The sequence below is a fragment of the Microvirga sp. M2 genome, assembly GCF_047497095.1.
Classification (GTDB): domain Bacteria; phylum Pseudomonadota; class Alphaproteobacteria; order Rhizobiales; family Beijerinckiaceae; genus Microvirga.
Genome location: NZ_CP134063.1, coordinates 3,100,118 through 3,126,691 on the forward strand (window position 1 = coordinate 3,100,118; position 26,574 = coordinate 3,126,691).

Sequence of the window (26,574 nt, forward strand, 5' to 3'; positions counted from 1 at the left end):
AGAGCCGGACGATTGGGGTGCCCCGGCACAAGGCCGGGGACGACGACGCTGGCACTTCCCATCTTCCGAGGGAAAACCCTTGCCTCTCAGTCCCTATCGCCTTACTCCCCACCCCAACACGGGGTGTCCCATGAGCGAGAAGCAGACGAACGGCCTGACCTATGCCCAAGCGGGCGTCGATATCGACGCGGGCAATGCCATGGTCGACCAGATCAAACCTTTGGTGCGGTCCACGCGCCGCCCCGGAGCGGATGCCGAAATCGGCGGCTTCGGAGGTCTTTTCGACCTCAAGGCCGCAGGATTCAGGGATCCGATCCTGGTGGCCGCCAATGACGGCGTGGGCACCAAGGTCAAGATCGCCATCGACACGGGCATTCACGACACGATCGGCATCGACCTCGTGGCCATGTGCGTGAACGACATCATCGTGCAGGGCGCCGAGCCGCTCTTCTTCCTCGATTATTTCGCCACCGGAAAGCTCTCGCCCGACGTGGGCGTCCATATCGTGAAGGGCATCGCCGAGGGCTGTCTCCAGGCCGGCTGCGCGCTGATCGGCGGCGAGACGGCCGAAATGCCCGGCCTCTACGCCAAGGGCGATTACGACCTCGCGGGCTTCGCGGTGGGTGCGGCCGAGCGCGGCACCCTCCTCCCCAGGGACGTGAAGGTCGGCGACGTGCTCATCGGCCTGCCCTCCTCCGGCGTCCATTCCAACGGCTTCTCGCTGGTTCGCCGCATCGTCGAGCGTTCGGGCCTCGCCTGGGACGCTCCCGCCCCGTTCGCCGAGGGCAAGACCTTGGAGGGCAAGACCTTGGAGGGCAAGACCTTGGAGGGCAAGACCTTGGAGGGCAAGACCCTGGCCCAGGCCCTTCTGGAGCCGACCCGGATCTACGTGAAGGCCCTGCTCCAGGTGCTGAAGGGCGGCGATGGGATCCATGCGCTCTGCCACATCACCGGCGGGGGCTTCCCGGACAACGTCCCGCGCGTGCTTCCCGAGGGCGTCGGCGTGCGGCTCGATCTCGACGCCATCGCGGCTCCGCCCGTCTTCGGCTGGCTCTCCAGAACCGGCGGCGTCGCCGAAGCGGAGATGCTGCGCACCTTCAACTGCGGCATCGGCATGATCGTGGTGGCGGACGCATCGCAGGCCGATGCGGTGACCGAACGTCTCCGTCAGGCCGGCGAAAACCCCGTTCGCATCGGCGAGACCGTCCCGCATTCCAGCGGCGAGCGTGTCGCGACCTCCGGGTCGCTGAAGCTCTGATGTCCCGCCGCGTCGCCGTTCTGATATCCGGGCGCGGGTCGAACATGGTCTCGCTGATCGAGGCCGCGCGTGGCCCGGACTTTCCGGCCGAGATCGCCCTGGTGCTCTCCAACCGCCCCGATGCGGGTGGCCTGGAACGGGCGCGGGAAGCCGGCATCGCGACGGCCGTCATCGATCACAGGACGCACCCCACCCGCGAGAGCTTCGAGCAGGCGATGGATGCGGTGCTCGCCGAGCACGGGATCGAGTTCATCTGCCTGGCGGGCTTCATGCGCGTGCTCACCGAGGGGTTCGTGGAGCGCTGGGCCGGGCGGATGATCAACGTTCACCCCTCCCTCCTGCCCCTGTTCCGCGGCGTGCACACCCATCGGCGTGCCTTGGAGGAAGGCGTGCTCATCCACGGCTGCACGGTGCATTTCGTGGTGCCGGAACTCGACGCGGGCCCCATCATCGCCCAGGCGGCAGTACCCGTGGTCCCGGGCGACACCGAGGACTCCCTCGCGGCGCGCATTCTCGTGCAGGAACATCGTCTCTATCCGCAGGCCCTGCGCATGATCTGCGACGGCAGCGCGCGGCTCGAACACGGACGCGTGATCTTCTCGGGTCCCTGGAGCGGCGAAGGCGCCCTGCGCTCGCCAGCTTAGACGGCACTCTCCCATCCACGTCCCGTGTCCGATGCTCCAGTCCTAAAAGAGCGCATCGTTCGGAGCGGACCCGAAGGGCCACGTTCGTGAAAACCGGGTCCACTTTTCGCTACAGCATCGGATGTGACATCGGACCCACATCCGATGCTGTCATTTGATGCTTTTGAGCATCTTTTCACCCAAAACCGGTTCCCACTTTTGCGTCCGATGCTCTAGCGCGGCCCGCCGGGTCCGCACGATGCGCTAGCCGCCGACCGGCTCGGCCCTTCCCCGAACGGTCAGGACGGGCGCCTCCACCACAAGCTCCTCGTGGACTTTCTCCAGCGCCACCCGGTTGTCGTGGAACGCGGCTCCGCCATAGGGCGCCACCTGGTCGCCGCCCGTCAGCGTGTTGATGCCCCGCCCCAGAGGATGCGCCTTGTTGGGCCAGATCCCCTCCGCGATCAGCACCCCGCGGCGCACGCCGTCGAACAGCCTGGCGCGCAGAAAGACCTCGCCGCGCTGGTTCCTGAGCTTCACCCAGTCGCCGTCCGCGATGTCCTGCCGCTCGGCATCGAGCGGATGGATCATCACCTCGGGCCTGCCCTCCTTGGCCACCGAGCCGGGGGTTTCGGTGAAACTGGAGTTCAGGAAGCTGCGCGCCGGGCTCGTGGCGAGGCGGAAGGGATGCTCGTCCGTCGCCGCCTCGATGACGGCCCAATGGTCCGGGAAGGCGGGCATCCGGGCGTGGGGGCCCATCGGCCCGTTGTTGTAGGACGGCACCGCCGTCCAGTCCGGCTTGAAACGGAACTTCCCGTCGGGATAGCCGAAGCCCTTCAGGTAGTGGGCCTCCTCGAAGGGCGGCTGAACGTCCTTGTGGACGACAGCCTCCAGCTCCTCGATGCTGCCCCAGCCGGAATGGCGCAGGGTCCAGTCGATGATCTCGCGCGGCTCCATGCCGAAGGCGCGGTGCTCGGCGCCGAGGCGCTTCGCCAGGGCCTGGATGACCTGATGGTTCGACCGGCACTCGCCGGGCGGGTCGACGAGCTTCGGTCCGACCTGGAAATGCTGATGCCCTCCGCCGGAATAGAGATCGTCGTGCTCCATGAACATGGTCGCGGGCAGAACGATATCGGCCATCATGGCCGTCTCGGTCATGAACTGCTCGTGCACGCAGACGAACAGGTCCTCGCGGGAAAAGCCCTGCTTGACCAGCTCCTGCTCCGGCGCGACGGAGACCGGATTGGTGTTCTGAATCAGCATCGCCTTGACGGCGGGGCCATCGTAGAGCGCCTCCGCGTCGCCCGTGAGCACGCGGCCGATCTGGGACTGGTCGAGCACGCGGATCGAGCGGTCGATGGCCTCATGCCCTTCGATCAGCGCCTTGTTCCAGCGGAAGATGCCGCTGTTGGAATGGAACGCGCCGCCGCCCTCGTATTGCCAGGCGCCGGTCACCGCCGGGATGCAGGACGCCGCATGCATGTTGACCGCGCCGTTGCGCTGGCGGCCGAACCCATAGCCGAGGCGGAAGAAGGTGCGCCTGGTCGTGCCGACGAGCTTCGCGAAGGCCTCGATCTCCTCCGCTGGCAGGCCCGTGATGGAAGAGGCCCAGGCCGGATCGCGGGTCTTGAGATGCGCTTCGAGCTCGCGCGGGTGATCGGTGTAGCGCTCCAGATAATCCCAATCCGCATAGCCGTCCCGGAACAACACGTGCATGACCGCGCAGGCGAGCGCGCCGTCGGTGCCGGGCTTCACCAGAAGGGCCATGTCGGCCTGCTTCATGGTGGCGTTCATATAGATGTCGACGGCGACGATCTTGGCCCCGCGCTCCTTCCGGGCCCGCATGGCATGGGTCATCACGTTGACCTGGGTGTGAACCGGATTCGTGCCCCAGATCACCACGCAATCAGACACCGCCATCTCGCGCGGGTCGGAGCCCGCGAGCCTGCCCGTGCCGGCCACGTAGCCGGTCCAGCCCATGGGCGTGCAGATGGTGGAGTACTGGCCCGAATATTTCTTCACATGGCGCAGCCGGTTGATGCCGTCGCGCATCACGAGGCCCATGGTGCCGGCGTAGTAATAGGGCCAGACGGATTGCGGGCCGAACGCCGCCTCGGCCTGCAGGAACGCCTCGGCGACCGTATCGAGCGCCTCGTCCCAGGAAATGCGCTCGAACTGTCCCGAACCTTTCGGGCCCGTGCGCTTCAGCGGATGGAGCAGCCGGTCCGGATGGTGGATGCGCTCGGCATAGCGCGCGACCTTCGCGCAAATCACGCCCGCCGTGTAGCTGTTGGTCTTCGCCCCGTGCACGCGCCCGATGCCGCGCCCGTCGATCACCTCCACGTCGAGGGAGCAGACGGAGGGGCAATCGTGCGGACAGACGGACGCGCGGCGTTCGATGCGGGGAGCTTGGTTCATGGCCGGCGCATCATGACGGAGCCCGAGCCCAAAGAAAAGGCCGCCCGAAGGCGGCCTGGTCGTTTTGCGCAAAGAGCCGCTGCGGCTCAGCCGACGATCTCGTTGCCCGAGAAGAACTGGGCGATCTCGATCTTGGCGTTGTCGAGGCTGTCGGAGCCGTGGACCGAGTTCTCGCCGATCGACTTGGCGTAGAGCTTGCGGATGGTGCCCTCGGCGGCGCTCTCCGGGTTGGTGGCGCCCATGATCTCGCGGTAGCGGAGCACGGCGTTCTCGCCTTCCAGGACCTGCACGACGACCGGCGCGGAGATCATGAAGTCCACGAGCTCGCCGAAGAAGGGACGCTCCTTGTGGACCGCATAGAAGGTCTCGGCCTCGCGGCGGGACATGAGGATGCGCTTCTGGGCGACGATGCGCAGGCCTGCGCTCTCGATGACGGCGTTGACGGCGCCGGTCAGATTACGCTCGGTCGCGTCGGGCTTGATGATGGAGAAAGTACGCTCGATGGCCATGACAGGTCACCCTCTTGAGAAAAGAAATCGGGAAAGTCCGGCGCTTATAGCGGCGAGACCCCTCCCTCTCAAGTCCCTCCCGAGCGCCTTTTCGCGATTGCGAAGGCGATCGCCTCGTTGGAAAGCTCGGCCGCTTCCCCTAATCTCCTTCCCGACCGGTCCCTTCGCAGACCGGCCGGGGGGACAATCATGGAGGACGATCATGAAGTCTCTGATCCTTGCCGTGCTCGGTCTCGGCCTGCTGACGGGGGCGGCCCGCGCCCAGGCTCAGGACCCGAGCGGGACATATCTGAGCGAAAGCGGCGAAACCCGGGTGCGGATCGCCCGATGCGGGCAGGCCTATTGCGGAACCATCGTGTCCGTTCAGGGAGACGCGAAGGACGTGAACAACCCCGACGCCGCCCAGAAAGGGCGCAGCCTCGTCGGCGTTCAGATGATCTCCGACATCCGGCCCTCGGGCGATGGTTTCACCGGCCAGCTCTACAACTACAAGGACGGCAGGACCTATTCGGGCAAGATGACCTTCGCGGGCAAGTCCATGCAGCTCTCCGGCTGCGTCCTGGGCGGCCTCATCTGCCGCTCCCAGATCTGGGCGAAGCTGAATTGAGGAGCCTCCTCGGGCACCACGGCCGTGGCAGGCACGGCCATGACGCTAGAGCCTTTTCCGCAAAAGTGGATGCCGGTTTTGCGAAGAAAAGGCGTCTTTCTCAAACAACAGGAGCCTTTGCCATGAACCGAAGTTCATGGCAAAGGCTCTAGCGTAGGATGGCTCACCGCGCCTTCTGGCCGAAGAGGATGGCCTGAACGGCGGGATCCTTCATGTCGTAGGACCCGCGGTCCTCGGCATTGACCTCGAGCGCCCGCTGGACCGCCGGACGGTCCAGCACGGCGGCCAGCCAGCGCTTCACGTTCGGGAAATCCTCGATGTTCTGCCCCTGGCGTTCCCACATCTTGGCCCAGGGAGCGATGGCCATGTCGGCGATCGAGTAATCGCCCGCCACATAGTCCCGGTCCGCGAGGCGCTTGTCGAGCACGCCGTAGAGACGGTTCGTCTCGTTGGTGTAGCGATCGATGGCGTAGGGCACCTTTTCCGGCGCATAGATGCGGAAGTGGTGTGTCTGTCCGAGCATGGGACCGAAGCCGCCCATCTGCCAGAACAGCCATTGGTCGACCTCGACGCGCCTGCGTTCGTCCTGCGGATAGAATTGACCGGTCTTGCGGCCGAGATATTGCAGGATCGCGCCGGATTCGAACATCGCGATCGGCTGCCCGTCGGGCCCGTCGGGATCGACGATGGCGGGCATCTTGTTGTTGGGCGAGATCGCCAGGAACTCCGGCTTGAACTGGTCGCCCTTGCCGATATTGACCGGATGGATCGTGTAGAGCAGCCCGCATTCCTCGAGCATGATGGTGATCTTCCATCCGTTCGGGGTCGGCCAGTAATAGAGATCGATCGGTTGTTGGGCGGATGCCGCCATGGCGAGCCCCTCCTTGTGTGACGACATGTATCTGACGTTAAGTTAGGATATCGCGTCCTCTATCGCATCCTCAAGACATGCGCTTTGCGGTGGAAAGAACGCATGACTGCCCCCGGGGCCTTGCATGTTTCATTGTTTCAATATGAGATGTCCCTAGCGCCCACCGAAGCGCTCTTGGGGGAGATCATGACGAACCGATTGACGCACGCCGCCCTGGCCGCCGCCCTGGCCCTGGCTTTCACCGGCCCGCTTCCGGCGGCCGCTCAGATGAAGCCCGGGAAGGAGCCGAGTGCCGCCCAGCTCGCCGCCCGCGAGCGCCTGACCAAATGCAGCGCCGAGTGGAAGGCCGCCAAGGCCGGCGGCAAGATCGAGGCCGACATGAAGTGGCCGAAGTTCTGGAGTGCCTGCAACACACGCCTGAAGGGCGGCACGAAGGCTTGAATCGTCTCGGATTCGACGAGAGCCGTTTCCACGCGGTGGAAACGGCTCTTTTCTTTGGCTCGGCTGCATTTTTGACGGCGAACCGGGTCCACGTCGCCGAAACATGCTCTAAGTGCATGATGGGAAGACCATCATGCACCCTGCCTCCCGGACGGGCGCTGATCAGGACTTCCGCCCACATGGCGGACCGCGTTCCCGTTTCCGCACAACCGGAATCGCGCCGCCGGAACCGGATCGTGAGCGAACGCGGTGTCCTTGATCGGAACCCATACGGCCATCGTCAGCTTAGGCATGTCCTGCCAGTCGGCCCATCAGATCCGGCTGCACGCCAAACTCATATCGACCTGCCTGAAGAACGGGGAAGCCCTCGATGCATCGCGGCTCCCCTTCGACTGGCTGATCTGCCCGCCGTCGTCGGTGCTCAAGATCCTGGAATCCGGCCGCTTCTTTCCCGATCATCGAGATGCGCTGGAACTCGATCACGCTCCGTACTGGCGGGACTATCATACGTATTTCTGGCACGACTTCCTCGACGAGGATCGTCGTTACGACCTGTCGCTCGACTTCCAGGGCACCAGGGACAAATACGAGCGTCTCGCCGAAAAATTCCGCGCCTTGAGCAAGATGCAGCGCCTCGTCTTCGTGATCTCGAACTCGCAGAACAATCTGGATGTCGTGGCCGATCGCACGCAAGCGCTCACGCCGGGCATGACCGCCTGGCAAATCGAAGAACTCTGCGATGCGACCGACCAATTTTTCGGCCGCCGATGCGAGTATCTCGTCGTGAGCTATGCCGACCGTCTCGACAGGAGCCCGGCCCGGCGCAACGTGAATGTCTTTTCCATCGGCAAGGATCCGAGCGAATGGCGAGGGGAGCCCGATACATGGGCTCGGGTCTTCACCGAATATTTCGAGACCTGGCCCGAGACGAGACCCTTCCTGTCGTCTCACGGGACCGACCAGAGCATCGTTTGAGCGGCCCCGGCGGGCCGCCTCAGCGACCCGCAGGGCCACGGTCGTGAAAACCGGGGCCCGTTTTCGCACGCGCGACCTGTGGGGCCGCGTCAGCGACCCGCAGCCCGGCACCACGCCTCGTCAGAGCTTCTTCTTGAAACCCTCATGCGAGCGTGAGTAGCCCAGCCGTTCGTAGAATCGGTGCGCGTCCTTGCGGGTCTTGTTGGAGGTCAGCTCCATGGCCCTGGCGCCGCCGAGGCGGGCCTGCTGCTCGGCATAGGCGATCATCCTGCCGCCGATGCCTCCGGAGCGGCGCGACGCCTTCACCTTCACGCTCTCCACCTTCACGCGAAGCGCGCCGCGCCCGGTGAGGTTGGGAATGAAGGTGAGCTGGAACGTGCCGACGACCTCGTGGCCATCCACGGCCACGAACAGCCTGTTCTCGGGGCTGCGGGCAATGGCGGCGAATGCCGCCTCATAGGCCGGCCTGGTCTCCTCCGACCACACATCGCCATGCGTTCCGAGATCGTCCTCTTCGTGAAGGCGGATGATCGCTTCGAGATCGCCCGCCCTCGCTTCCCGGAATTCCAGATCGCTCATGCCGCCACCCGCGATTCCATCGGCAGCAGGGCCTTCGTCGAGGCGAAGCCGGGCAGTGCCTCGAAGCGGTTCATCCAGGCCTGGAGATTGGCGTATCCGGCGAGGTCGAAGCCCGCCTCATCGGCGTAGGCGACGACGCCGTAGATGTCGATATCGGCGATGGTGACACCCTCCCCGACGATCCAGTCGCGGCCCGAAAGGTGCTCGTCGAGCACCGTCAGGGCGGCATTTCCGCCGGCGACATTGGCGTCGTACACCTCCTGAGGAGCCGGGCGGATGCCGAGCTTGATGGTGCGGGCGCGATACACCGGCGAGGCGAGCCGGTCGAAGTCCCAGTACAGCCACTCCCGTGCCCGCAGGCGCTCGTCCAGGGTCGCTCCGCCGAATTTGCCGAGCGTGTCCGAAAGGTATTCGAGGATCGCGGCCGACTGGCAGAGATGCCGCCCATTGTTGCGGTCGATGAGCAGCGGCACCTGACCGAAGCGCTGCTTCGACATGTAGGCGGGTTGCTTATGCTCGCCCTGCATCATGTTCACGTGCACGTAGTCGAACGGCTCACCCGCCAGGGCCAGCATCAGCCCCACCTTGTAGGTCGGGCCGGAGAAGGCGATCCCGTTGAGTTCAAAGCGCGCAGGCATGAGCGGATTCCTCGAATGTTCATCTTGTCTTTGCAGACTCTATTGGATTGCGGAAGGATACGGAAGCGGAGGCAGGAAACCGCAGGAGGAGTTATGCCCAGCATGGATCGTGAGCGGAAGCTGCTGCAGCAGAGCGTGGCCGTCGCGGCCACCATACCGGTGGCGGTCGGCCTCTATGGCGTTCTCTTCGGGCAGGCGCTCACGGGCGACGCGGTGAGCATCTCGGCGGAGAGCCACTTTCGCTTCCTGTCGGGCCTGCTGCTCGGCATCGGCCTGTGCTTCTGGAGCACGCTGCCGTCCATCGAGGACAAGACGGGCCGCTTCCGGCTGCTCACGCTGCTCGTCGTGATCGGCGGGCTGGGACGGCTCATCGGGCTCGCCCTGACCGGACTGCCCTCCTTCTTCATGGTCGGCGGCCTGGTCGTGGAACTCGTCGTCGCGCCGGTTCTGTGCCTGTGGCAGACGCGGATCGCAAACCGCTACGCCGAGGAATTCGGCGTCGCGGACGCATAACCCGACGCCGTCGAACCAGACCGCCGCGATGGGGCGAAGAATGACGCCTTCTCACCGTCTCTTGACCGAATTCCCGGCCCAATTCCTTGTTTTACAAGCCCTTCAGAGGATTAGGTGCTATTCTGGAAGCACCGAAGCCGGCCTCGAGCGAGGGACGAGCGCCCTCGACACGGGATACCCGGGGTCCCGAGATTCCCGGGGCCGCAAGCGAATCTCTCCACCTCGAAGGAGGTCGGACCATGAGTGAAGCGCAGAAACTCCTTGCCGTTCTCAGGCAGTCCGCGGACCCTCTGATCGTGGATCGGATCGAGCGCCTGATCGACGATGCAGCGGACCACGAACTGAACCGCATCAACGTCCTTGCCTTCGCGGGCAAGCATCGCCTCGACGAGGAGCGCGCCATCGCGGCCTTCCTGCATGCGGCCCGGCTCGGGCTTTTCGAGATGTCCTGGAACGTCCTGTGTCCCGGATGCGGCGGGGTCATGGATGCGGGCACCAGCCTCAGGTCCCTGAAAAGGGAGGCGTACAGCTGCGCCCTCTGCGCCGCCGGCTACGAGCCGACGCTCGACGAAATGGTCGAGGTCACGTTCACGGTCAGCCCGCGGGTGCGCGAGATCGCCGCCCACAATCCCGACAAGCTTCCGATGACCGAATACCTGCGGCAGGTCTTCTGGAGTTCCGGCATCGACCTGCCGGACAATCTCGACGAGCAGCTCGAGGACATCGTGATCGATGCCGTCGAGCTGCCTCCCGGCGACCGGGTCATCCTGTCGCTCCAGCTCCCGCCCCAATTCGTCATCGTCTTCGATCCCGTCACCCATGCGGCCCAGTTCATCGACGTGAAGGGAGAACCGACCCGCGAGCGCCAGAACCTGTCCCTGGTCCTGAGCGAACTGCACACGGAAAACCGCACCCTCGAGCTGCGCCCCGGCCCGCTGCGGCTCTCGCTCGAGAACCACACGAAGCGGCGTACCCTGCCCGCCGTGTGGCTGGCCAACGACGCCCTGCACCGCCTGATGGAGCGCCGCCGTCCGTTCCTGACCGCCAAGCGCCTTCTGACGAACCAGACCTTCCGCGACATGTTCCGGACGGACACGCTCGATGTGGACCAGCGCCTGAAGATCACGAGCCTGACCTTCCTGTTCACCGACCTCAAAGGCTCGACGGAGCTCTATGAGCGCGTCGGCGACCTCGTGGCCTACGACCTGGTCCGGGAGCATTTCCGTGTGCTGAACGAGATCGTCGCCTCGGAAGCCGGAGCCGTCGTGAAAACCATCGGCGATGCCGTCATGGCCACGTTCCCGACGCCGGATCATGCGGTCTCGGCCGCACTCCGGATGCGCCAGGCCATGCGCGGCCTCAACGAACAGCGCGGGCGGGAAGACCTTCTCCTCAAGATCGGCATCCACGAAGGGCCATGCCTCGCCGTGGTCCTGAACGAGCGCCAGGACTATTTCGGGCAGACCGTGAACATCGCATCACGGGTCCAGAATCTCGCGGCGTCGCACTCGATCTTTGCGACGGGATCGGTCGTCGAGAATCCCGAGGCCCAGGAGGTGATCGAGCTGCAGGGCCTCCACCCGACGCTTCAGAAGACCATCCTGCGCGGGATCAACAACGAGTTTTCCATCTACGAAATTCCGTGAAAGGTGCCGTCCCGCCCTACAGCGCCTTCTCGAAGTGATATTCCGACGAATGCGAGATATCGCCGAGATCGCGCATGCCGCCCGTCTTCGTATAGCCCAGCTTCCCGTAGAGCCGGTGGGCATCGGTGAAGCGGGTGTCGGACCACAGAACCAGGCGCCGGGCCCCCTTCTCGCGGGCGTGGCGCTCCACGGCCCGCACCAGGAACGAGCCGAGGCCCTTCCCGCGCCGGTCGGGGCGCACGTAGAGGCGGCGCAGTTCGGCGATGCCGGCTTCGGGGAAGTCCATGGCGGCGCATGCGCAGACGCGCCCGCTCTCGTCCTCCGTCACCCACAGAAGGCCGTCGTCGGGCCGGGGCGACGATCCCGGCATGCGAAGGTCCTTCAGGTCGTCGTGAGGGTCGACGAAACAGCCGGGATAATCCGCAAAGCAGAGCGCCAGAAGCCCGAAGAGGTCCTGCGCGTCGCGGTCTTCGGCGGCGCGCAGGGTTTGATCGAACGCCCCGCTCACGATCACTCGATCCCGAGCTTCGCCTTCAGGATCTCGTTGACGGCCTGCGGATTGGCCTTGCCGCCCGTCTGCTTCATCACCTGGCCGACGAACCAGCCGAGCAGCGTGGGCTTGGCCTTGGCCTGCTCCACCTTGTCGGGATTGGCCGCGATGACGGCGTCGATGGCCGTCTCGATGGCGCCGGTATCGGTCACCTGCTTCATGCCGCGCTTCTCGACGATGTCGCGCGGGTCGCCGCCTTCGGTGAAGACGATCTCGAACAGGTCCTTGGCGATCTTGCCGGAGATCACGTTCTCGCCGATGAGCTCGATGATGGCGCCGAGCTGGCTCGCGGAGACCGGCGTCTGCGTGATGTCCTTGCCTTCCTTGTTCAGGCGGCCGAACAGCTCGTTGATGATCCAGTTGGCGGCGGCCTTGCCGTCGCGGCCCTTGGCGACCTCCTCGAAGAAGTCGGCGGAGGCGCGCTCGGCCACGAGCACGCTCGCATCATAGGCGGACAGGCCGTAATCGCCCATGAAGCGCGCCTTCTTGGCATCCGGCAGCTCGGGCAGGTGCTGGGCGAGATTGTCCACATAGGCCTGGTCGAACTCGAGCGGCAGGAGGTCCGGATCGGGGAAATAGCGGTAGTCGTGCGCCTCTTCCTTGGAGCGCATGGAGCGGGTCTCGCCCTTGCCCGGATCGTAGAGACGGGTTTCCTGGTCGATGACGCCGCCGTCCTCGATGATCGCGATCTGGCGGCGCGCCTCGTACTCGATGGCCTGGCCGATGAAGCGGATCGAGTTGACGTTCTTGATCTCGCAGCGGGTGCCCAGCTCCTCGCCCGGACGGCGCACGGAGACGTTCACGTCCGCGCGCAGGTTGCCCTTGTCCATGTCCCCGTCGCAGGTGCCGAGATAGCGCAGGATCGTGCGCAGCTTGGTCACGTAGGCGCGCGCCTCGTCGGCCGTGCGCAGATCGGGCTTCGACACGATCTCCATGAGCGCCACGCCCGAGCGGTTGAGGTCGACGAAGCTCATGGTCGGGTGCAGGTCGTGGATCGACTTGCCGGCATCCTGCTCAAGGTGCAGGCGCTCGATGCGCACCGTGATCGTCTCGCCCGTCTCCGGCACGTCCACGATCACCTCGCCCTCGCCCACGATGGGGCTCTTGTACTGGCTGATCTGGTAGCCCTGCGGCAGGTCCGGGTAGAAATAGTTCTTCCGGTCGAAGGTGCTCTTCAGGTTGATCTCGGCCTTGAGGCCAAGGCCGGTGCGGATCGCCTGGCGCACGCATTCCTCGTTGATCACGGGCAGCATGCCGGGCATGGCCGCGTCGACCAGGGACACATGGCTGTTCGGATCGCCGCCGAAAGCGGTCGAGGCGCCGGAGAACAGCTTGGCCTGGCTCGTCACCTGGGCATGGATCTCCATGCCGATCACGATCTCCCAATCGCCTGTCGCACCTTTGATGAGCTTCTTCGGGTTCACCGGAGCGTTCATGAGCCTTGCGCCTCTAATCTCTCGCGTTTGCCTGCCCGGAGTAAGAGCGACGCGGAACCGGGTCAACCCCCCTTCAAGATGAACAGCCGTTCAGATTTGTCGCATTACACCCAAGATCAATTTCACTTATGTCACAATTATTTAAGATTAATGCTACGCTCGGATGAAACCGCTGCCAACATCAGGCGTTGAACGGGAGGTAAAACGGTCAAGGAGGTTACAAATGGCTATGGATCCCATGGATCGCGAACCGAACGTCTACAATCGCGAGACAAACGTCTACGATAATAGCGCGCGCGGCTCCAATACTCTTGCTTATGTGATTGGCGGTCTTGTTATTGCCCTCGGCCTGCTCGCATTCCTCTTCTATGATGGCAGCAACGAGCCGAGCACGACCGGCAGCACGGCGCCGCAGACGCAAAGCTCGCCGTCGACGAGCCCGTCCCCGGCTCCTGCGGCCCCGGCCGCTCCGAGCGCCCCGGCTCCGGCAGCCCCGTCGGCTCCCGCTTCGCCGTCCGCTCCGGCTTCCCCGCAGCAGTAATCCCGCGTTTCGCGAGATGCTGCCGCAAGGGCCTGACTTCGGTCAGGCCCTTTTTCATGGACAGGACTCTACGGGCGATCAGGCCGCCCGCGCCGCCGCCGGACGCCCCCGCTCCGGCAAGGTCATGAACAATACGCCCGCCAGGATGCACAGCAGGCCGATCCAGGCGGAGGAGTCGAGCCTTTCGCCCAGAACATAAGCCCCGATGGCGACGCCGATGGGGGCGCGCAGATAGCCTTGGGCCGTGACGCCCAGGGATCCCAGGGTGCGGACGAGCCGGAAGAAGATGAGGAAGGCTAGGGCCGTCGAGAAGACCGCCAATCCGACTAGGGCCAATCCACATTCAGGATTCACACGAGCGAAGAAAGCTGACTCACTGGGTTGCAGGTGGTTTGATTCGGAGCCGGACGATGGGTGTGAAGCGATACGAACTGAGCGAAGCCCAGTGGCGGCGCATCGCCCCCCTGCTGCCGGGCAAGGTGGGCGACCCCGGCCGCAGCGGGGCGGATAACCGCCTGTTCGTCAACGGCGTCTTGTGGGTGCTGCGCTCTGGAGCATTCTGGCAGCATCTGCCCGAGCGCTACGGCAAATGGAAGAGCGTCCACGCCCGCTTTACCCGCTGGACCAAGGCCGGGGTCTGGGAGCAGGTGTTTGCCGAGCTGATCAAGGATCGCGACAATCACTATCTCATGCTCGACACCACCCTGGTGCGCGTCCATCAGCAGGCCGCCGCCGGAAAAGGGGGGCCGCCACTCAGGCGCTGGGGCGTTCCCGCGGGGGTCTGACCACCAAGATCCACATGATCTGTGACGGCCTCGGCCGACCGCTGCGCTTCCTGCTGAGCGCCGGCCAGCGCCACGACTGCCTCGGCGCCAAGGCGCTGCTCGACGGCTTCCAGGCCCGGTCCGTCCTGGCCGATCGGGCCTATGACACCAACGAGCTGCGCCAGACCATCGCGGCGATGGGCGCCGAGGCGGTCATTCCCTCAAGCCGATCGCGCAAGCAGCCGATTGCCCATGACGCCACCGCCTACAAACTGCGCAATCGGATCGAACGCTGCTTCAACAAGCTCAAGCACTGCCGACGCTTTGCAACCCGGTACGACCGGCGCGCCTGCCACTTCCTCGCCTTCATCCACCTCGCCGCCATCATGCTCTGGCTGTGCTGAATGTGGATTCGTCCTAGGGCCAGGATGGAGGCCTCCGACGGGCGAAGCGTCCAGGGGCGGTCCAGGACGAGGCTGACGGGCACCAGCATGACGGCTCCCGAAACCAGCGACCCCGTCGCCGGCATGATCGGATCGAGGGACTTGAAGCTGCGCCCGAAGATCGCCGCCCCGGCATAGCAGATTGTCGCCGCGACGACGGCGAGCTGCCCCGCCAGCTCCTGCCCCACATGGGCCAGCGCCTGCGTGCCGACGATGATGCAGGTTCCGAGCAGGCCGATCGTGACGCCCGCGAATTTGCGAAAGGTCGTGGCCTCGTGCCGGGACCAGAGCCATGTGACCAGGAAGGTGAAGACCGGCGTCATGGCGTTGAGGATCACGGCGAGGCCCGCATCGACGGATTGCTCGGCCCAGGCGATGAGGGTGAAGGGAAAGACGCTGTTGAGGCAGGCCTGGACCGCGAAGCTCCGCCAGGTCGCGCCGTCGCGCGGGAGCCGGAGGCCGCGCATGCGCAGGACGACCAGCAGCACGCCCCCGGCGATGAGCGTGCGGGCCGCAATCAGCGTGACGGGCGGGATCGTCTCGACGCCGATCTTGATGAAGGTGTAGGACGCCCCCCACAGCATCGCGAGGAGCGCCAGCAGGGCGAGTTCGGCAACGGGAGGGCGGGCGGAATTGGGCGCCATGGACTGCATCCGTTCTTGTTCAGTGTGGGATGCGGCAAACTGGCACGCGGATCCTCCGCCGTCGCGCTGGAACGCTTCGGTCACGGCCGAAGCGTTCCCGGCTGACCGGCGCCCCGCGCTCGCCTATGATCGGCCGATGACACCCATCGTTTCAGGCATCGTCCTTGCGGAAATCGCCGCCCTCATGGGCGACGTGGCGCGCGCCAACATCCTCTCGTCGCTCATGGACGGCCGCGCCCTGACGGCGAGCGAGCTCGCCTGGCATGGCGGCGTGAGCCCGCAGACCGCGAGCGGCCACCTCGCCAAGCTCAGCGAAGCCCGCCTGATCTCCATGACGAAGCAGGGCCGGCACCGCTATTACCGGCTCGCCTCGCCCGAGGTGGCCCAGGCCATCGAGGCCCTGATGGCCGTCGCGTCCTTCGGGCCGGGGCGGCACCGGCCGACGGGACCGAAGGACGAGGCCCTGCGCCGGGCCCGCACCTGCTACGACCATCTGGCCGGCCGACTCGGCGTCGCGCTGACGGACGCCCTCACGGCGCAGGATCATCTGGTGCTGTCGGACAGCGCCGGCGCCCTGACCGAGAAGGGCCGGCGGTTTCTCTGCACCTTCGGGATCGAGGTGGAGAGCGGGCCGAAGGACAAGCGCGCCCTCTGCCGGACCTGCCTCGACTGGAGCGAGCGCCGCCCGCATCTCGCGGGCCGCCTGGGCGCGGCGCTCTGCACGAGGATATTCGACCTGGGCTGGGTCGAGCGCATCAAGGACAGCCGCGCCTTGGCGATCACGGCTGCGGGCCGCGATGGTCTGAAGGCGACGTTCGGAATCGACGGGATCGCGTGATCCCGCAGAAGGCCTTTCAGCGCCTCGCCACGCGCCGCGCCCCGTAGGCTCCGGCCGCCCAGATGACGGCCGCCAGGAAGCGCACGGGAAAGAGCGTCAGCGCATCGCCCCGGACCGGCGCGATCCAGGGAATGCCGAGGCTGCTGATGGCCCAGGACACGAGGACCGACAGGCCGAGCGCCGCGAAGGCCGCGATCGCGACCTTGCCGAACTGGTCGGCCTTCCAGCCGAGCCACACGGCGACCAGGATCAGCACCGGATCGAAAGCCGCGGGCAGCCAGTCCCAGAGATGGATGACGGGGACGGTGGGACCCACGTCTTCAGGCCCACCAGGGCCGGGGCAGCGCGATGCGGCCGGCGGCATCCTCGATCGCCTGGCCGACGGCGAAGAGGGTTTCCTCGTCGAAGGCGCGGCCGATGAGCTGGAGGCCGAGCGGCAGGCCCTGCGAATCGAGGCCGGCCGGAACCGCGAGACCCGGCAGGCCCGCCATGTTCACGGTCACGGTGAAGATGTCGTTGAGGTACATCTCGACCGGATCGCCCGAGCCCTTCTCGCCGATGCCGAAGGCGGCGGACGGGGTCGCGGGGGTCAGGATCGCGTGGACCCCCTGGGCATAGACCTCTTCGAAGTCGCGCTTGATGAGGGTGCGGATCTTCTGGGCGCGCACGTAATAGGCGTCGTAATAGCCCGCCGAGAGCACATAGGTGCCGATCATGATGCGGCGCTTGACCTCGCGGCCGAAACCGGCGGCTCGGGACTTCTCATAGAGGTCGACGATGTCCTTGCCGTTCTCGCGCAGGCCGTAGCGCACGCCGTCGTAGCGGGCGAGGTTCGAGGACGCCTCGGCCGGGGCCACGATGTAGTAGGCCGGCAGCGCGTATTTGGTGTGCGGCAGGGAGACCTCGACGATCTCGGCGCCGGCGGCGCGCAGCCACTCCGCGCCCTGGTGCCAGAGCGCCTCGATCTCCGGCGACATGCCCTCGACGCGATATTCCTTCGGAATGCCGATCTTAAGGCCCTTCACGCCGCGCGAGACGGCGGCCTCGAAATCCGGAACCGGCAGATCGACGCAGGTCGTGTCCTTGGCGTCGGGACCGGCCATGGAGCGCAGCATGATGGCGGCGTCGCGCACCGTGCGGGCGATGGGGCCCGCCTGGTCGAGCGACGACGCGAAGGCCACGGTGCCCCAGCGGGAGACGCGGCCATAGGTCGGCTTGATGCCGACCGTGCCCGTGAAGGCGGCGGGCTGGCGGATCGAGCCGCCGGTATCGGTCGCGGTCGCGCCGAGGCACAGATGCGCCGCGACGGCGGCGGCCGAGCCGCCCGACGAGCCGCCGGGAACGAGATGCGTGCCTTCAATCGCACCGGAGGCGCCCGCGCTCACGTTCGAACCCTCGCGCCGCCAGGGCGACACCACGGGCCCGAAGGCGCTGGTCTCGTTGGAGGAGCCCATGGCGAACTCGTCCATGTTGAGCTTGCCGAGCATCACCGCGCCGTCGTTCCAGAGATTCCGGGTGACGGTGGATTCGTAGGGCGGGTTGAAATTGCCGAGGATCCTGGAGGCGGCGGTGGACACCACGCCTTCCGTGCAGAACAGGTCCTTGATGCCCAGCGGAATGCCTTCCAGCGGGCGCGTCTCGCCCTTGGCGATCTTCTCGTCGGACGCCTTGGCCATGGCGAGCGCCTTTTCGGGCGTCTCGAGCACATAGGCGTTGAGCGCCCTCGCCTTCTCGATGGCGGCGATGTGGGCCTGCGCGAGCTCGGAGGCCGAGAACGTCTTGGCCTTCAGACCGTCGCGGGCCTCGGAAATCGTGAGATGGGTCAGTTCGGTCACGGGACTGGATCTCTTGTCTCGACGTCACGGCCGGCTTGTCCCGGCCATTCACGCCTTATTCTGCGGGAGATCCCCGGGTCGCGCTTCGCGGGCCCGGGGCGGGTCGAAAAAGGCCGGCGCCTTATTCGACCACCTTCGGCACCAGGAAGAAGTTGTCCTCGGTCGCGGGGGCGTTCTGGACGATCTTGTCCGCATAGCCGCCGTCGGTCACGCCGTCCTGGCGCTTCTTCATGGTCATGGGCGTCACGGAAGTCATGGGCTCGACGCCGTCCACGTTCACCTCGTTGAGCTGCTCGACGAAGGCGAGAATCGCGTTGAGTTCACCCTGGAGGTGAGGCACATCCTCATCCGTCACGGCAATGCGCGCCAGATGGGCGATGCGGCGGACCGTTTTCTCATCGACCGACATGAATGGTCATACCCCTTGGAAAAAGCGTCCGCGGGCTATAGCACCCGCCCGCCTTAGGGGGCAACGGCGGATATCGAACCCCGTTGCCCACCCTGACACCGTCACGCCCGCACGTGTTGCGGGCATGGCGCGGAAAGGCGGCATTCGATCCGTTCAAATCCTCACGGCCACGGTCTTGTGCGGGACCACGACCTGGACGCCCTTCCCCTCCAGGGCCGCCACGAAGCGGTCCGCATTGGGCACGAGCGGCGGGAAGGAGGCGTAATGGCAGGGAATGGCCGCCTTCAGGTCGCCGAAATAGCGCTCGACCGCGAGCGCCGCGACCTCCGGGCCCATGGTGTAGCGGTCGCCGATCGGGACGATCGCGACGTCCGGCCGGTGGATCTCGGCGATCAGGGCCATGTCGCCGAAAATGTCCGTATCGCCCATGTGGTAGACGGTCGGCTCCCCCGGAGCCTTCACGACGATCCCGTTGGCGGAGCCCAGGGGAAAGTTCACGTCCATCTCCACGAGGCCGGACGAATGATCCGCCCGCACCAGGGTGACGGTGAAGCCGTCCTGGTCCGTGGTCCCGCCCGTGTTCATGGAATCGACGTTCTGGACGCCCTGCTTCGTCAGGTACATGCACAGCTCGAAATTGGTCACGACCTTCGCGCCCGTCGCCTTCGCGATCTCCACCGTGTCGCCGATGTGATCGCCGTGGCCGTGGGTGAGGAGAATGTGGCTCACCCCCTCGACGATCTTCGCCCGGTCCCCCTCGAAAGCGGGATTGCCGGTAAAGAACGGGTCGATGAGCACGGCCTTGTCGGCGAAATCGAGCCGGAAGGCGGAATGTCCATACCAAGTGATTTTCATGTGGGCACCTTCGCTGAAACGAGCATGAAGATGGGGCAAGGCCGCCGGTCGGCCACGTCGCAGAGGAACAAAACCAAGCCCCTGGGCTTATCAAGCTAAGCAATAACCACCGAGCATGCTGGAGGATAGCCATGTCACGCCCGATCGCCAGCCTCACCTTCGCGGCCGGCCTGTTCGCCACGGTGAGCGCCTCCGCCGCCGAGATCTCCATTTCGTGCAGCGCGCTAGGCCAAGAATACGAGATCTGCAAGCAGGGCGTCGATGCCTGGGCCAAGAAGACCGGCAACACGGTCAAGATCGTCTCGACGCCGAACTCGGCGACCGAGCGCCTGGCGCTGTACCAGCAATTGCTCGCCGCCGGTGCGGGCGACGTCGACGTCTTTCAGATCGACGTGGTGTGGACGGGCATCCTGGCCGATCACCTGCAGGACCTGACCGCGAAGGCCCGGGGCGAGATCGGCCAGCACCTGCCCGCCATGGCGCAGACGAGCGAGGTGAACGGCAAGGTCATGGCCATGCCCTGGTTCGCCGATGCGGGCCTGCTCTATTACCGCAAGGATCTGCTCGAGAAATACAAGCGTCCGGTGCCGCAGACCTGGGCGGATCTGACCGAGACCGCGCGCATCGTCCAGGAGGGCGAGCGCAAGGAGGGTAAGACCGACTTTTGGGGTTATGTCTGGCAGGGCCGCGCCTATGAGGGCCTGACCACCAACGCCCTCGAATGGATCGCCTCCCACAACGGCGGCACCATCGTCGACGAGAAGGGCGAGATCACGGTCGACAATCCGAAGGCCGCCGAGGCTCTCAAGACGGCGGCGGGCTGGGTCGGCGGCATCACGCCGGAGGGCGTCCTCAACTACACGGAAGAGGAATCCCGCGGCGTCTTCCAGGCGGGCAATGCCGCCTTCATGCGCAACTGGCCCTATGCCTGGGCGCTCGCGCAGGGCGCGGACAGCACCATCAGAGACAAGGTCGGCATCGCGCCCCTGCCGAAGGGCGGCGCGGACGGGCGCCATGCGGGCACGCTGGGCGGACAGCTCCTCGCCGTGTCCAAGTATTCCAAGAACGCCGACGCCGCCATCGACCTCGTCCTTTACCTGACGGGTCCGGAGGAGCAGAAGCGCCGCGCGGTTCAAGGCTCGTTCAACCCCACCATCGTGTCGCTCTACGGCGATGCCGACATCGCCAGGGCGAACCCCTTCATCGGCGAGCTGGCGGACGTCTTCTCGAACGCCGTCGCCCGCCCTGCGACGGTCACCGGCCAGAACTACAACAAGGTCTCGACCGAGTTCTTCAACGCGGTCCATCAGGTGCTCTCGAAGCGCGCCCAGCCCGAGCAGGCCCTGAACCGCCTCGACCGGGACCTGAAGCGGATCAAGCGCAACGGCTGGCAATAACCATGTCGGGCGCTGCGCTCCACGCGACCGGGCCCGCGCGCGACGCGGCGCGGGCAGGCCGATCCGCCCTGACCCGATCGCGCGTCAGGGCGGCATGGCTCCTCATCGCGCCGAGCCTGATCGTGCTCGCCCTCATCGCGGGATGGCCGCTCGCGCGGACCATCTGGTTCAGCTTCACGGACGCCCATCTCAGCAACCTTGGCGACTACCGGTTCATCGGCCTCGAGAACTACCTTGCCAACTACGACGGCGAATGGCTCGGCCTGCTGACCGATCCCGACTGGTGGCGCTCGGTGTGGAACACCGTATGGTTCACGGCCGTCTCCGTGTCGATCGAGACCGTGCTCGGCACCGTCGTGGCGCTGATCCTGAACGCCTCCTTCCCGGGACGCGGCATCATGCGCGCGGTCGTGCTCATCCCCTGGGCGATTCCCACCGTGGTCTCCGCGCGCATGTGGAACTGGATGCTGCACGACCAGTTCGGCGTGATCAACGACCTGCTGTTGCGCCTCGGCCTGATCGCCGCGCCGATCGCCTGGACCGCCAACCCGGACACCGCGTTGTGGGCCGTGGTGATGGTGGACGTGTGGAAGACCACGCCCTTCATGGCGCTCCTCATCCTAGCCGCGCTCCAGATGCTGCCGGGCGACATCTTCGAGGCCGCGAAGGTGGACGGGGTCCATCCGGTCAAGGTGTTCTTCCGGGTCACGCTGCCGCTCATCAGGCCGGCCCTCCTCGTCGCCGTGATCTTCCGCGCGCTCGATGCGCTGCGGGTCTTCGACCTGATCTACGTGCTCTCGGCCAATTCGCGGGACACCATGTCGATGTCGGTCTATGCGCGCCAGCAGCTCGTGGACTTCCAGGAGGTGGGCCTCGGCTCCGCGGCCTCCACCCTCATCTTTCTCATCATCGCCCTCCTTATCGCCGTCACCATGGTGGCGGGACGGGTCCGGTTGGGAGGGGAGACGCGATGAGGCTCCTCGCACGCATCGGGTTCTGGCTGCTCGTGCTCGCCATCGGCCTGTTCTCGATCTTCCCGTTCTACTACGCGGTGATCTCGTCCTTCCGATCGGGAGCCGAACTGTTCTCCGTGGCGTATCTTCCGGAGCGGCTGGACGTCTCCAACTACGTCGCCGTGTTCGAGCGCCAGCCCTTCGGCACGAACATCGCCAACTCCGTCGTGGTGGCGGCCTTCGTGGTGGCCCTGTCGCTCGCGCTCGGCCTCACGGCGGCCTATGCCTTCGGACGCATCCGCTTCCGGGGCCGCTCGCTCCTGCTCATGACCATCCTGGCGGTTTCCATGTTCCCGCAGGTAGCGGTCTTGTCGGGCATGTTCGAGCTGATCCGGACCCTGGGCCTCTACAACACCCTGCCCGGCCTGATCCTCGCCAATCTCATGCTCACCCTGCCCTTCACGATCTGGGTGCTCACCACCTTCATGCGCGAACTGCCGAAGGAGATCGAGGAGGCGGCCTTCGTCGACGGCGCGACGCCCTGGATCGTGGTGCGCCGGGTCTTTCTGCCGCTCATGATGCCGGCCGCCGTCACCACGGGCCTTCTCGCCTTCATCGTGTCGTGGAACGAGTTCCTCTTCGCCCTCACCTTCACCCTGACGAACGAGCGGCGCACGGTGCCGCCCGCCATCGCGCTCATGAGCGGCTCGACCGCCTACGAACTGCCCTGGGGCACCATCATGGCGGCCTCGGTGATCGTGACCCTGCCCATCATCGCCCTGGTGCTCGCCTTTCAGCGCAAGATCGTGGCCGGGCTCACGGCGGGCGCGGTCAAGGGATAGCTTAGGGCAAGGGATAGCTTCAGGACTGTCAGATGGCTGATGTCGCTCTCAGGAATATCCGGAAATCCTTCGGCAGGGCCCGTGTGATCCACGGCGTCGATCTTGAGATCGGGGACGGCGAGTTCATCGTCTTCGTCGGCCCCTCGGGCTGCGGAAAATCGACCCTCCTGCGCCTGATCGCGGGCCTCGAGGACATCACGTCCGGCGATCTCTACATCGGCTCGGAGCGCGTGAACGACCTGGTTCCCGCCAAGCGCGGCATCGCCATGGTGTTCCAGTCCTATGCGCTCTATCCGCATATGAACGTCTACGACAACATGGCCTTCGGGCTGGAGCTGGCGAAATCCTCGAAGCCCGAGATCGACGCGAAAGTGCGCGAGGCCGCGCGCATGCTGCAGATCGAGGCCCTGCTCGACCGCAAGCCGCGCCAGCTCTCCGGCGGCCAGCGCCAGCGCGTCGCCATCGGCCGCGCCATCGTGCGCAATCCGAAAGTGTTTCTCTTCGACGAGCCGCTGTCGAACCTCGATGCGGCGCTTCGCGTGCAGACCCGCATCGAGATCGCGAAGCTGCACGCGGACACCCGCGCCACGATGATCTACGTCACCCACGATCAGGTCGAGGCGATGACGCTCGCGGACAGGATCGTGGTGCTCAACGCAGGACGCATCGAGCAGGTGGGCACGCCGCTCGAACTCTATCACCGCCCGGCCAATCTCTTCGTCGCGGGTTTCCTCGGCTCGCCCCAGATGAACTTCATTCCGGGCAGGATCTCGCATCTCGGCCCGGATGGCGTGGAGGTGCAGCTCCCGTCGGGGAGCACGATCGCCGTCCCGGTCCCGGGCGGCACGTTGCGCGCGGGCGAGCCCGTCATCCTCGGTATCCGCCCGGACCATGTGAGGATCGCGAGCCGGGGCGCTCTCGCCGGCCGCGTCGCGCTGGTGGAGGAACTGGGCGAGAATCACCTGATCTATGTGGATGCGGGCCTCGAGCGCCCCCTCACGGTTCGCGAGCCCGGCGACGCGCGCCACGCCGCGGGCCAGGAGGTCTCGCTCGCGCTCGCCCCGGAATCCTGCCACCTCTTCAAGGAGACGGGCGAGGCTCTGCCGCCCCTGGCCGCCGGCATGAGCCCTCCCCCGTCTCCGAAGCCCGGCACCAGGGCCGCCTGAGCGGGAGCCCGTCCCGCGCGCCCCATCTCGACGCCGGACGACTTCCTCTATACTGGCTGGCTCGAAGCAGCGACGCGAGGAGGCGCCCATGATCTCGAAGGACGACGAGCTGACCGCCTTCATGGAGGCGTTGAGCCCCCGGGCGCGCCTCATGGGCGTCGATCTCGGCACCAAGACCATCGGCCTTGCCCTCTCGGATGTGGAGAGGCGGATCGCGACGCCGCTCGAGACGCTCAAGCGGGTCAAGTTCACTCCCGACGTGCAGCAGATCAAGGCCCTGACGGAACGCTACGAGGTCGGCGGATTCGTGTTCGGTCTGCCCCTCAACATGGACGGCTCCGAAGGCCCACGCTCCCAGGCGACCCGCGCCTTCGTGCGCAACCTGAAACCCCTTCTGCCTCTGCCGGTGCTGTTCTGGGACGAGCGCATGTCCACCATGGTGGTCACCCGCACGCTGCTGGATGCGGACACCTCCCGGGCGAAGCGCGCCGATGCAGTGGACAAGATGGCGGCAGCCTACATCCTGCAGGGAGCCCTCGACCGCTACGAGCGAATCCTGGCAGCCGCGGAAGCGGCGGAGGACGAGGCCCAATACCGCTCCGATTCAGGCCTCGATGCACCGCCGGAGAGCGGCGCGCTGGACGACTGAGCCCCCTCGCAAGCGCCAAGCTTCGAGCCTCCGTCATTCAGATGTCAGAAAGCCGTCGAATGGGGTTGACGCCCCGGAAAAAGCAGCCTATCTGACCCTCGTCCACGACGCTGATTGAAAAACTTTCGCCCGGCTTGAGAAACTCTCCGGAAAAAGCGAGCAATAACAGTCAGTTCGGTGGGGGATAGTTTAATGGTAGAACAGCGGACTCTGACTCCGTTAGTCTTGGTTCGAATCCAGGTCCCCCAGCCACCTCTCTTTTCAATGGCTTAGCGCCCTTCCCTGACAATTCGCTCGACGCGGTTAGGCACCAGATTTCCGACGGGTTGGGCAGAGCCGTTCTCGCTTTTGCCACTCTCGCAGGTTGGAAGGCCGCATGAGCGGGCGCCTGCCCCAAAGCCAGTTCGTCATTCAGATGGTCGTGCATCTTGCCCGGACCGGGAAGCTGAGATTTCGGATGCGGTTCGAACGGACCATGCAATTGGTTCGACGGAGATATCCGCACCGATCAAGCGGCATCCGCTCTTTCCTACGACCTGACATCTCTACAGTGTCAGCAGCCCAGCATGTGAGATTGTGTCATAGGCTTAGGACTTTCGACGGATTTGCAGTGAGATTTGGCATATGAAACAAAGCCAGTACTTACACTGGGGTGCTTCGATGCGTCTGCCTGCAACTGCTGCGCTTCTCGTTAGTTCTGCCACTCTCGCAGGATGCGTAACAGCGAGCAATCCGCTCCCACCTGTCCCAGCCAATCACATTGGGCCAAATGCACGAGTGCTCGTTGCTCGTGCTGTCTGGTCCGGCTCACCTGGCTGGATTGGATACCGGAAGAAGCTCTTTGATACGCGGATCAGCCGTCCGGCGACTTTGAGAGACCCGTTCACAGGGGAAACATATACGGCTTACTGTGTGGACGGTAAGCTCGAGGCTTTGATCCTCTATCAAACCTTCCAAACCATCGCCCAAGTAAGCGACGAGAAGGGCAGCCTCAAAGTCGAGACAAAGTCACGGAGGAACTCGAGCTGCAGCGGTGATCTGGAGCCCTTCCCTGAGCTCGAGGCCCTCAATCCTGCGACTTGATCTGTCCGGCCCGAGACTGGACCAGGGCAGCCATCCCTCTTCTCCTCCAGCCTGGACGCGTCCTCGCTCCTCTCGCTGCCTGTCTCGGTTGTGGCGTGTCTCACATAGGGGCTGGGTCTTCTCATACGTGAGAAGAACAGATCAGCGTTTCCGCCGTGCGTCCTGATGCGCGAACATCGCGCCGAGGTGGAAGAATGAGACGGGCTTTCTCGCCCTGAACTCTGCCAAGGCTTTCTCGGTCGCTTTGCCGCATTTGCCCGGTGCGTGCCGTTCAGTCCTGGCATCGGGTGGATTGGATCGCGCCTGAAACGTTTGGACGCGGCTGTCCGGATCTTGCAGATGCATTCGTAAGATGTGAGGCCCTTCAGGGTCTTCAGATGCCGATCGAGGTGGCCCTTGCCTCCGTCGTCGGGTTCTGGATGTGGACGCTCAGTGAAACCGCTCGCCGCGATCGAGTTGCGCGAGGATCTGAGCCATTCGCTTCGCTCGCGTCTCAGGTCGCTTTGCTGTGTGGAGGCGATAGTAGATCGGATAGAGGTTCTTGCGGTCGAGCGTCTCGAAGAACGCCTTGGCGGCGGGCATCGTCGCAAGCAGGTCAAGAAAGTCTTGGGGAATAGTCATCCCGGCCGAGCCTGCATAGGCGTTCTCCCACCGGCCGTCCTTCTTCGCCGCCTCCACATGGATGAGCCCAGCCGGCGTCATCCGCCCTTCGGCGATCAAGCGCGTCGCATGCTCGCGGTTCTTGCTCGACCAGTTGGACTTTGGCCTCCTGGGCGTGAGGCGCTGGAGAAAGGACTCGGCGTCGAGAGACTGCTTCCGGCCATCGATCCAGCCGAACCGGATCGCCTCGACAACGCACTCGGTCCAGGTCACGGACGGTTGGCCGGAGCCGGCCCTGAAGATCCTGATCCAAAGCTCACTGGCGCTGTCGTGATGCTTTGAAAGCCAGTCGCCAAGGGCCGTCGCGCTTTGAAAGGATATGGCGATTCGAGGTATCTCGGTCATGCTCCACTGTAGGGCGATGAGGCGGGTGCGGGAAAGGGTGCGTCTTTGTCATCAGCGCACGTGCCGCGTCAGACATGACCGTCTGC

The 26,574-nt window shown here is 65.3% G+C and carries 27 protein-coding genes, 1 tRNA gene and 2 pseudogenes; 16 read left to right on the plus strand and 14 right to left on the minus strand.

From position 1 onward, the window contains the following. The first annotated feature begins 130 nt into the window (after positions 1 to 130). Positions 131 to 1,258, plus strand: a complete 1,128-nt coding sequence (gene purM / locus RE429_RS14710; RefSeq protein WP_414471481.1) for a phosphoribosylformylglycinamidine cyclo-ligase — start codon at positions 131 to 133, stop codon at positions 1,256 to 1,258. After that, a complete protein-coding gene (gene purN, locus RE429_RS14715) occupies positions 1,258 to 1,902 on the plus strand; it encodes a phosphoribosylglycinamide formyltransferase (RefSeq protein ID WP_414471482.1) in 645 nt (214 codons plus the stop codon). The genes purM and purN overlap by 1 nt, the downstream gene beginning before the upstream one ends. A 243-nt stretch (positions 1,903 to 2,145) precedes the next feature. Here purN and RE429_RS14720 read toward each other — a convergent pair whose 3' ends face one another. Together RE429_RS14720 and ndk are read right to left on the minus strand one after the other, a co-directional pair. After that, positions 2,146 to 4,299, minus strand: a complete 2,154-nt coding sequence (locus RE429_RS14720; protein ID WP_414471483.1) for a molybdopterin oxidoreductase family protein — start codon at positions 4,297 to 4,299, stop codon at positions 2,146 to 2,148. An 86-nt stretch (positions 4,300 to 4,385) separates the two neighbouring features. Next, entirely contained in the window at positions 4,386 to 4,808 is a 423-nt protein-coding gene (gene ndk, locus RE429_RS14725) for a nucleoside-diphosphate kinase (RefSeq protein WP_213565231.1), read from the minus strand. Positions 4,809 to 5,010: 202 nt separating this feature from the next. Between ndk and RE429_RS14730 the strand changes: the two genes are divergently transcribed. Then, positions 5,011 to 5,415, plus strand: a complete 405-nt coding sequence (locus tag RE429_RS14730; RefSeq protein WP_414471484.1) for a DUF2147 domain-containing protein — start codon at positions 5,011 to 5,013, stop codon at positions 5,413 to 5,415. 163 nt (positions 5,416 to 5,578) lie between these two features. Here the strand turns inward: RE429_RS14730 and RE429_RS14735 are convergent, their stop codons facing one another. Continuing rightward, on the minus strand, positions 5,579 to 6,286 hold the full coding sequence (locus RE429_RS14735; RefSeq protein WP_414474214.1) for a glutathione S-transferase N-terminal domain-containing protein: 708 nt from the start codon (positions 6,284 to 6,286) through the stop codon (positions 5,579 to 5,581). Between the two features lie 186 nt (positions 6,287 to 6,472). Here RE429_RS14735 and RE429_RS14740 point away from each other — a divergent pair, with 186 nt between their 5' ends. Beyond that, the gene (locus RE429_RS14740) at positions 6,473 to 6,727 is read left to right on the plus strand and encodes a hypothetical protein (RefSeq protein ID WP_414471485.1); all 255 of its coding nucleotides are present in this window, start codon (positions 6,473 to 6,475) and stop codon (positions 6,725 to 6,727) included. A gap of 249 nt (positions 6,728 to 6,976) precedes the next feature. Further along, entirely contained in the window at positions 6,977 to 7,702 is a 726-nt protein-coding gene (locus RE429_RS14745; protein WP_414471486.1) for a hypothetical protein, read from the plus strand. Between the two features lie 120 nt (positions 7,703 to 7,822). Here RE429_RS14745 and RE429_RS14750 read toward each other — a convergent pair whose 3' ends face one another. Beyond that, positions 7,823 to 8,281, minus strand: a complete 459-nt coding sequence (locus RE429_RS14750; protein WP_414471487.1) for an N-acetyltransferase family protein — start codon at positions 8,279 to 8,281, stop codon at positions 7,823 to 7,825. Further along, positions 8,278 to 8,919, minus strand: coding sequence for a glutathione S-transferase family protein (locus RE429_RS14755; protein WP_414471488.1), 642 nt, complete (start codon positions 8,917 to 8,919; stop codon positions 8,278 to 8,280). Before RE429_RS14755 ends, RE429_RS14750 begins: the two co-directional genes overlap by 4 nt. A 102-nt stretch (positions 8,920 to 9,021) precedes the next feature. Here RE429_RS14755 and RE429_RS14760 point away from each other — a divergent pair, with 102 nt between their 5' ends. Together RE429_RS14760 and RE429_RS14765 are read left to right on the plus strand one after the other, a co-directional pair. Next, complete coding sequence (locus tag RE429_RS14760) at positions 9,022 to 9,432, plus strand: DUF4345 domain-containing protein (protein WP_414471489.1); 411 nt, start codon at positions 9,022 to 9,024, stop codon at positions 9,430 to 9,432. Between the two features lie 239 nt (positions 9,433 to 9,671). Beyond that, on the plus strand, positions 9,672 to 11,078 hold the full coding sequence (locus tag RE429_RS14765; protein ID WP_414471490.1) for an adenylate/guanylate cyclase domain-containing protein: 1,407 nt from the start codon (positions 9,672 to 9,674) through the stop codon (positions 11,076 to 11,078). Between the two features lie 16 nt (positions 11,079 to 11,094). Here RE429_RS14765 and RE429_RS14770 read toward each other — a convergent pair whose 3' ends face one another. Together RE429_RS14770 and gatB are read right to left on the minus strand one after the other, a co-directional pair. After that, positions 11,095 to 11,586 (minus strand): GNAT family N-acetyltransferase, encoded by a 492-nt coding sequence (locus tag RE429_RS14770; RefSeq protein ID WP_414471491.1) that lies wholly within the window; start codon positions 11,584 to 11,586, stop codon positions 11,095 to 11,097. 2 nt (positions 11,587 to 11,588) lie between these two features. Further along, the gene (gene gatB / locus RE429_RS14775) at positions 11,589 to 13,064 is read right to left on the minus strand and encodes an Asp-tRNA(Asn)/Glu-tRNA(Gln) amidotransferase subunit GatB (RefSeq protein ID WP_414471492.1); all 1,476 of its coding nucleotides are present in this window, start codon (positions 13,062 to 13,064) and stop codon (positions 11,589 to 11,591) included. Positions 13,065 to 13,287: 223 nt separating this feature from the next. Between gatB and RE429_RS14780 the strand changes: the two genes are divergently transcribed. Then, a complete protein-coding gene (locus tag RE429_RS14780; RefSeq protein ID WP_414471493.1) occupies positions 13,288 to 13,605 on the plus strand; it encodes a hypothetical protein in 318 nt (105 codons plus the stop codon). A 78-nt stretch (positions 13,606 to 13,683) separates the two neighbouring features. On the opposite strand, the pseudogene RE429_RS14785 reads toward RE429_RS14780, so the two are convergent. After that, positions 13,684 to 13,941: pseudogene (locus RE429_RS14785) on the minus strand (EamA family transporter); the annotation flags it as partial. A 74-nt stretch (positions 13,942 to 14,015) separates the two neighbouring features. On the opposite strand from RE429_RS14785, the pseudogene RE429_RS14790 reads away from it, so the two are divergent. Next, positions 14,016 to 14,707: pseudogene (locus tag RE429_RS14790) on the plus strand (IS5 family transposase); the annotation flags it as partial. Here RE429_RS14790 and RE429_RS14795 read toward each other — a convergent pair. Beyond that, positions 14,635 to 15,456: a DMT family transporter gene (locus tag RE429_RS14795; RefSeq protein WP_414471494.1), complete on the minus strand. Its 822-nt coding sequence runs from the start codon at positions 15,454 to 15,456 to the stop codon at positions 14,635 to 14,637. The pseudogene RE429_RS14790 and the gene RE429_RS14795 overlap by 73 nt on opposite strands. A 136-nt stretch (positions 15,457 to 15,592) precedes the next feature. Between RE429_RS14795 and RE429_RS14800 the strand changes: the two genes are divergently transcribed. Further along, on the plus strand, positions 15,593 to 16,294 hold the full coding sequence (locus RE429_RS14800) for an ArsR/SmtB family transcription factor (RefSeq protein ID WP_414471495.1): 702 nt from the start codon (positions 15,593 to 15,595) through the stop codon (positions 16,292 to 16,294). Positions 16,295 to 16,310: 16 nt separating this feature from the next. On the opposite strand, the gene RE429_RS14805 is transcribed toward RE429_RS14800, so the two are convergent. The 4 genes from RE429_RS14805 to RE429_RS14820 form a co-directional block, all read right to left on the minus strand. Then, positions 16,311 to 16,610 carry a hypothetical protein gene (locus RE429_RS14805; protein WP_414471496.1) on the minus strand — a complete coding sequence of 100 codons (300 nt, stop codon included), beginning with the start codon at positions 16,608 to 16,610 and terminating at the stop codon, positions 16,311 to 16,313. Positions 16,611 to 16,614: 4 nt separating this feature from the next. After that, on the minus strand, positions 16,615 to 18,129 hold the full coding sequence (gene gatA / locus RE429_RS14810) for an Asp-tRNA(Asn)/Glu-tRNA(Gln) amidotransferase subunit GatA (protein ID WP_414471497.1): 1,515 nt from the start codon (positions 18,127 to 18,129) through the stop codon (positions 16,615 to 16,617). Positions 18,130 to 18,250: 121 nt separating this feature from the next. Next, on the minus strand, positions 18,251 to 18,538 hold the full coding sequence (gene gatC / locus RE429_RS14815) for an Asp-tRNA(Asn)/Glu-tRNA(Gln) amidotransferase subunit GatC (protein ID WP_414471498.1): 288 nt from the start codon (positions 18,536 to 18,538) through the stop codon (positions 18,251 to 18,253). 153 nt (positions 18,539 to 18,691) lie between these two features. Then, positions 18,692 to 19,393 carry a metal-dependent hydrolase gene (locus RE429_RS14820; RefSeq protein WP_414471499.1) on the minus strand — a complete coding sequence of 234 codons (702 nt, stop codon included), beginning with the start codon at positions 19,391 to 19,393 and terminating at the stop codon, positions 18,692 to 18,694. A 131-nt stretch (positions 19,394 to 19,524) separates the two neighbouring features. Here RE429_RS14820 and RE429_RS14825 point away from each other — a divergent pair, with 131 nt between their 5' ends. From RE429_RS14825 to RE429_RS14850, 6 genes are all read left to right on the plus strand, one after another. After that, positions 19,525 to 20,790 carry an ABC transporter substrate-binding protein gene (locus tag RE429_RS14825; RefSeq protein WP_414471500.1) on the plus strand — a complete coding sequence of 422 codons (1,266 nt, stop codon included), beginning with the start codon at positions 19,525 to 19,527 and terminating at the stop codon, positions 20,788 to 20,790. Between the two features lie 2 nt (positions 20,791 to 20,792). Continuing rightward, positions 20,793 to 21,764, plus strand: a complete 972-nt coding sequence (locus RE429_RS14830) for a carbohydrate ABC transporter permease (protein WP_414471501.1) — start codon at positions 20,793 to 20,795, stop codon at positions 21,762 to 21,764. Further along, positions 21,761 to 22,585 carry a carbohydrate ABC transporter permease gene (locus RE429_RS14835; RefSeq protein WP_414471502.1) on the plus strand — a complete coding sequence of 275 codons (825 nt, stop codon included), beginning with the start codon at positions 21,761 to 21,763 and terminating at the stop codon, positions 22,583 to 22,585. Before RE429_RS14830 ends, RE429_RS14835 begins: the two co-directional genes overlap by 4 nt. 32 nt (positions 22,586 to 22,617) lie before the next feature. Further along, positions 22,618 to 23,751 carry an ABC transporter ATP-binding protein gene (locus tag RE429_RS14840; RefSeq protein ID WP_414471503.1) on the plus strand — a complete coding sequence of 378 codons (1,134 nt, stop codon included), beginning with the start codon at positions 22,618 to 22,620 and terminating at the stop codon, positions 23,749 to 23,751. An 88-nt stretch (positions 23,752 to 23,839) separates the two neighbouring features. After that, a complete protein-coding gene (gene ruvX, locus RE429_RS14845) occupies positions 23,840 to 24,400 on the plus strand; it encodes a Holliday junction resolvase RuvX (protein ID WP_414471504.1) in 561 nt (186 codons plus the stop codon). Between the two features lie 178 nt (positions 24,401 to 24,578). Beyond that, positions 24,579 to 24,652, plus strand: a tRNA-Gln gene (locus RE429_RS14850). A gap of 1,260 nt (positions 24,653 to 25,912) precedes the next feature. Here the strand turns inward: RE429_RS14850 and RE429_RS14855 are convergent. Next, a complete protein-coding gene (locus tag RE429_RS14855) occupies positions 25,913 to 26,488 on the minus strand; it encodes a YdeI/OmpD-associated family protein (RefSeq protein ID WP_414471505.1) in 576 nt (191 codons plus the stop codon). Between the last annotated feature and the right edge of the window lie 86 nt (positions 26,489 to 26,574).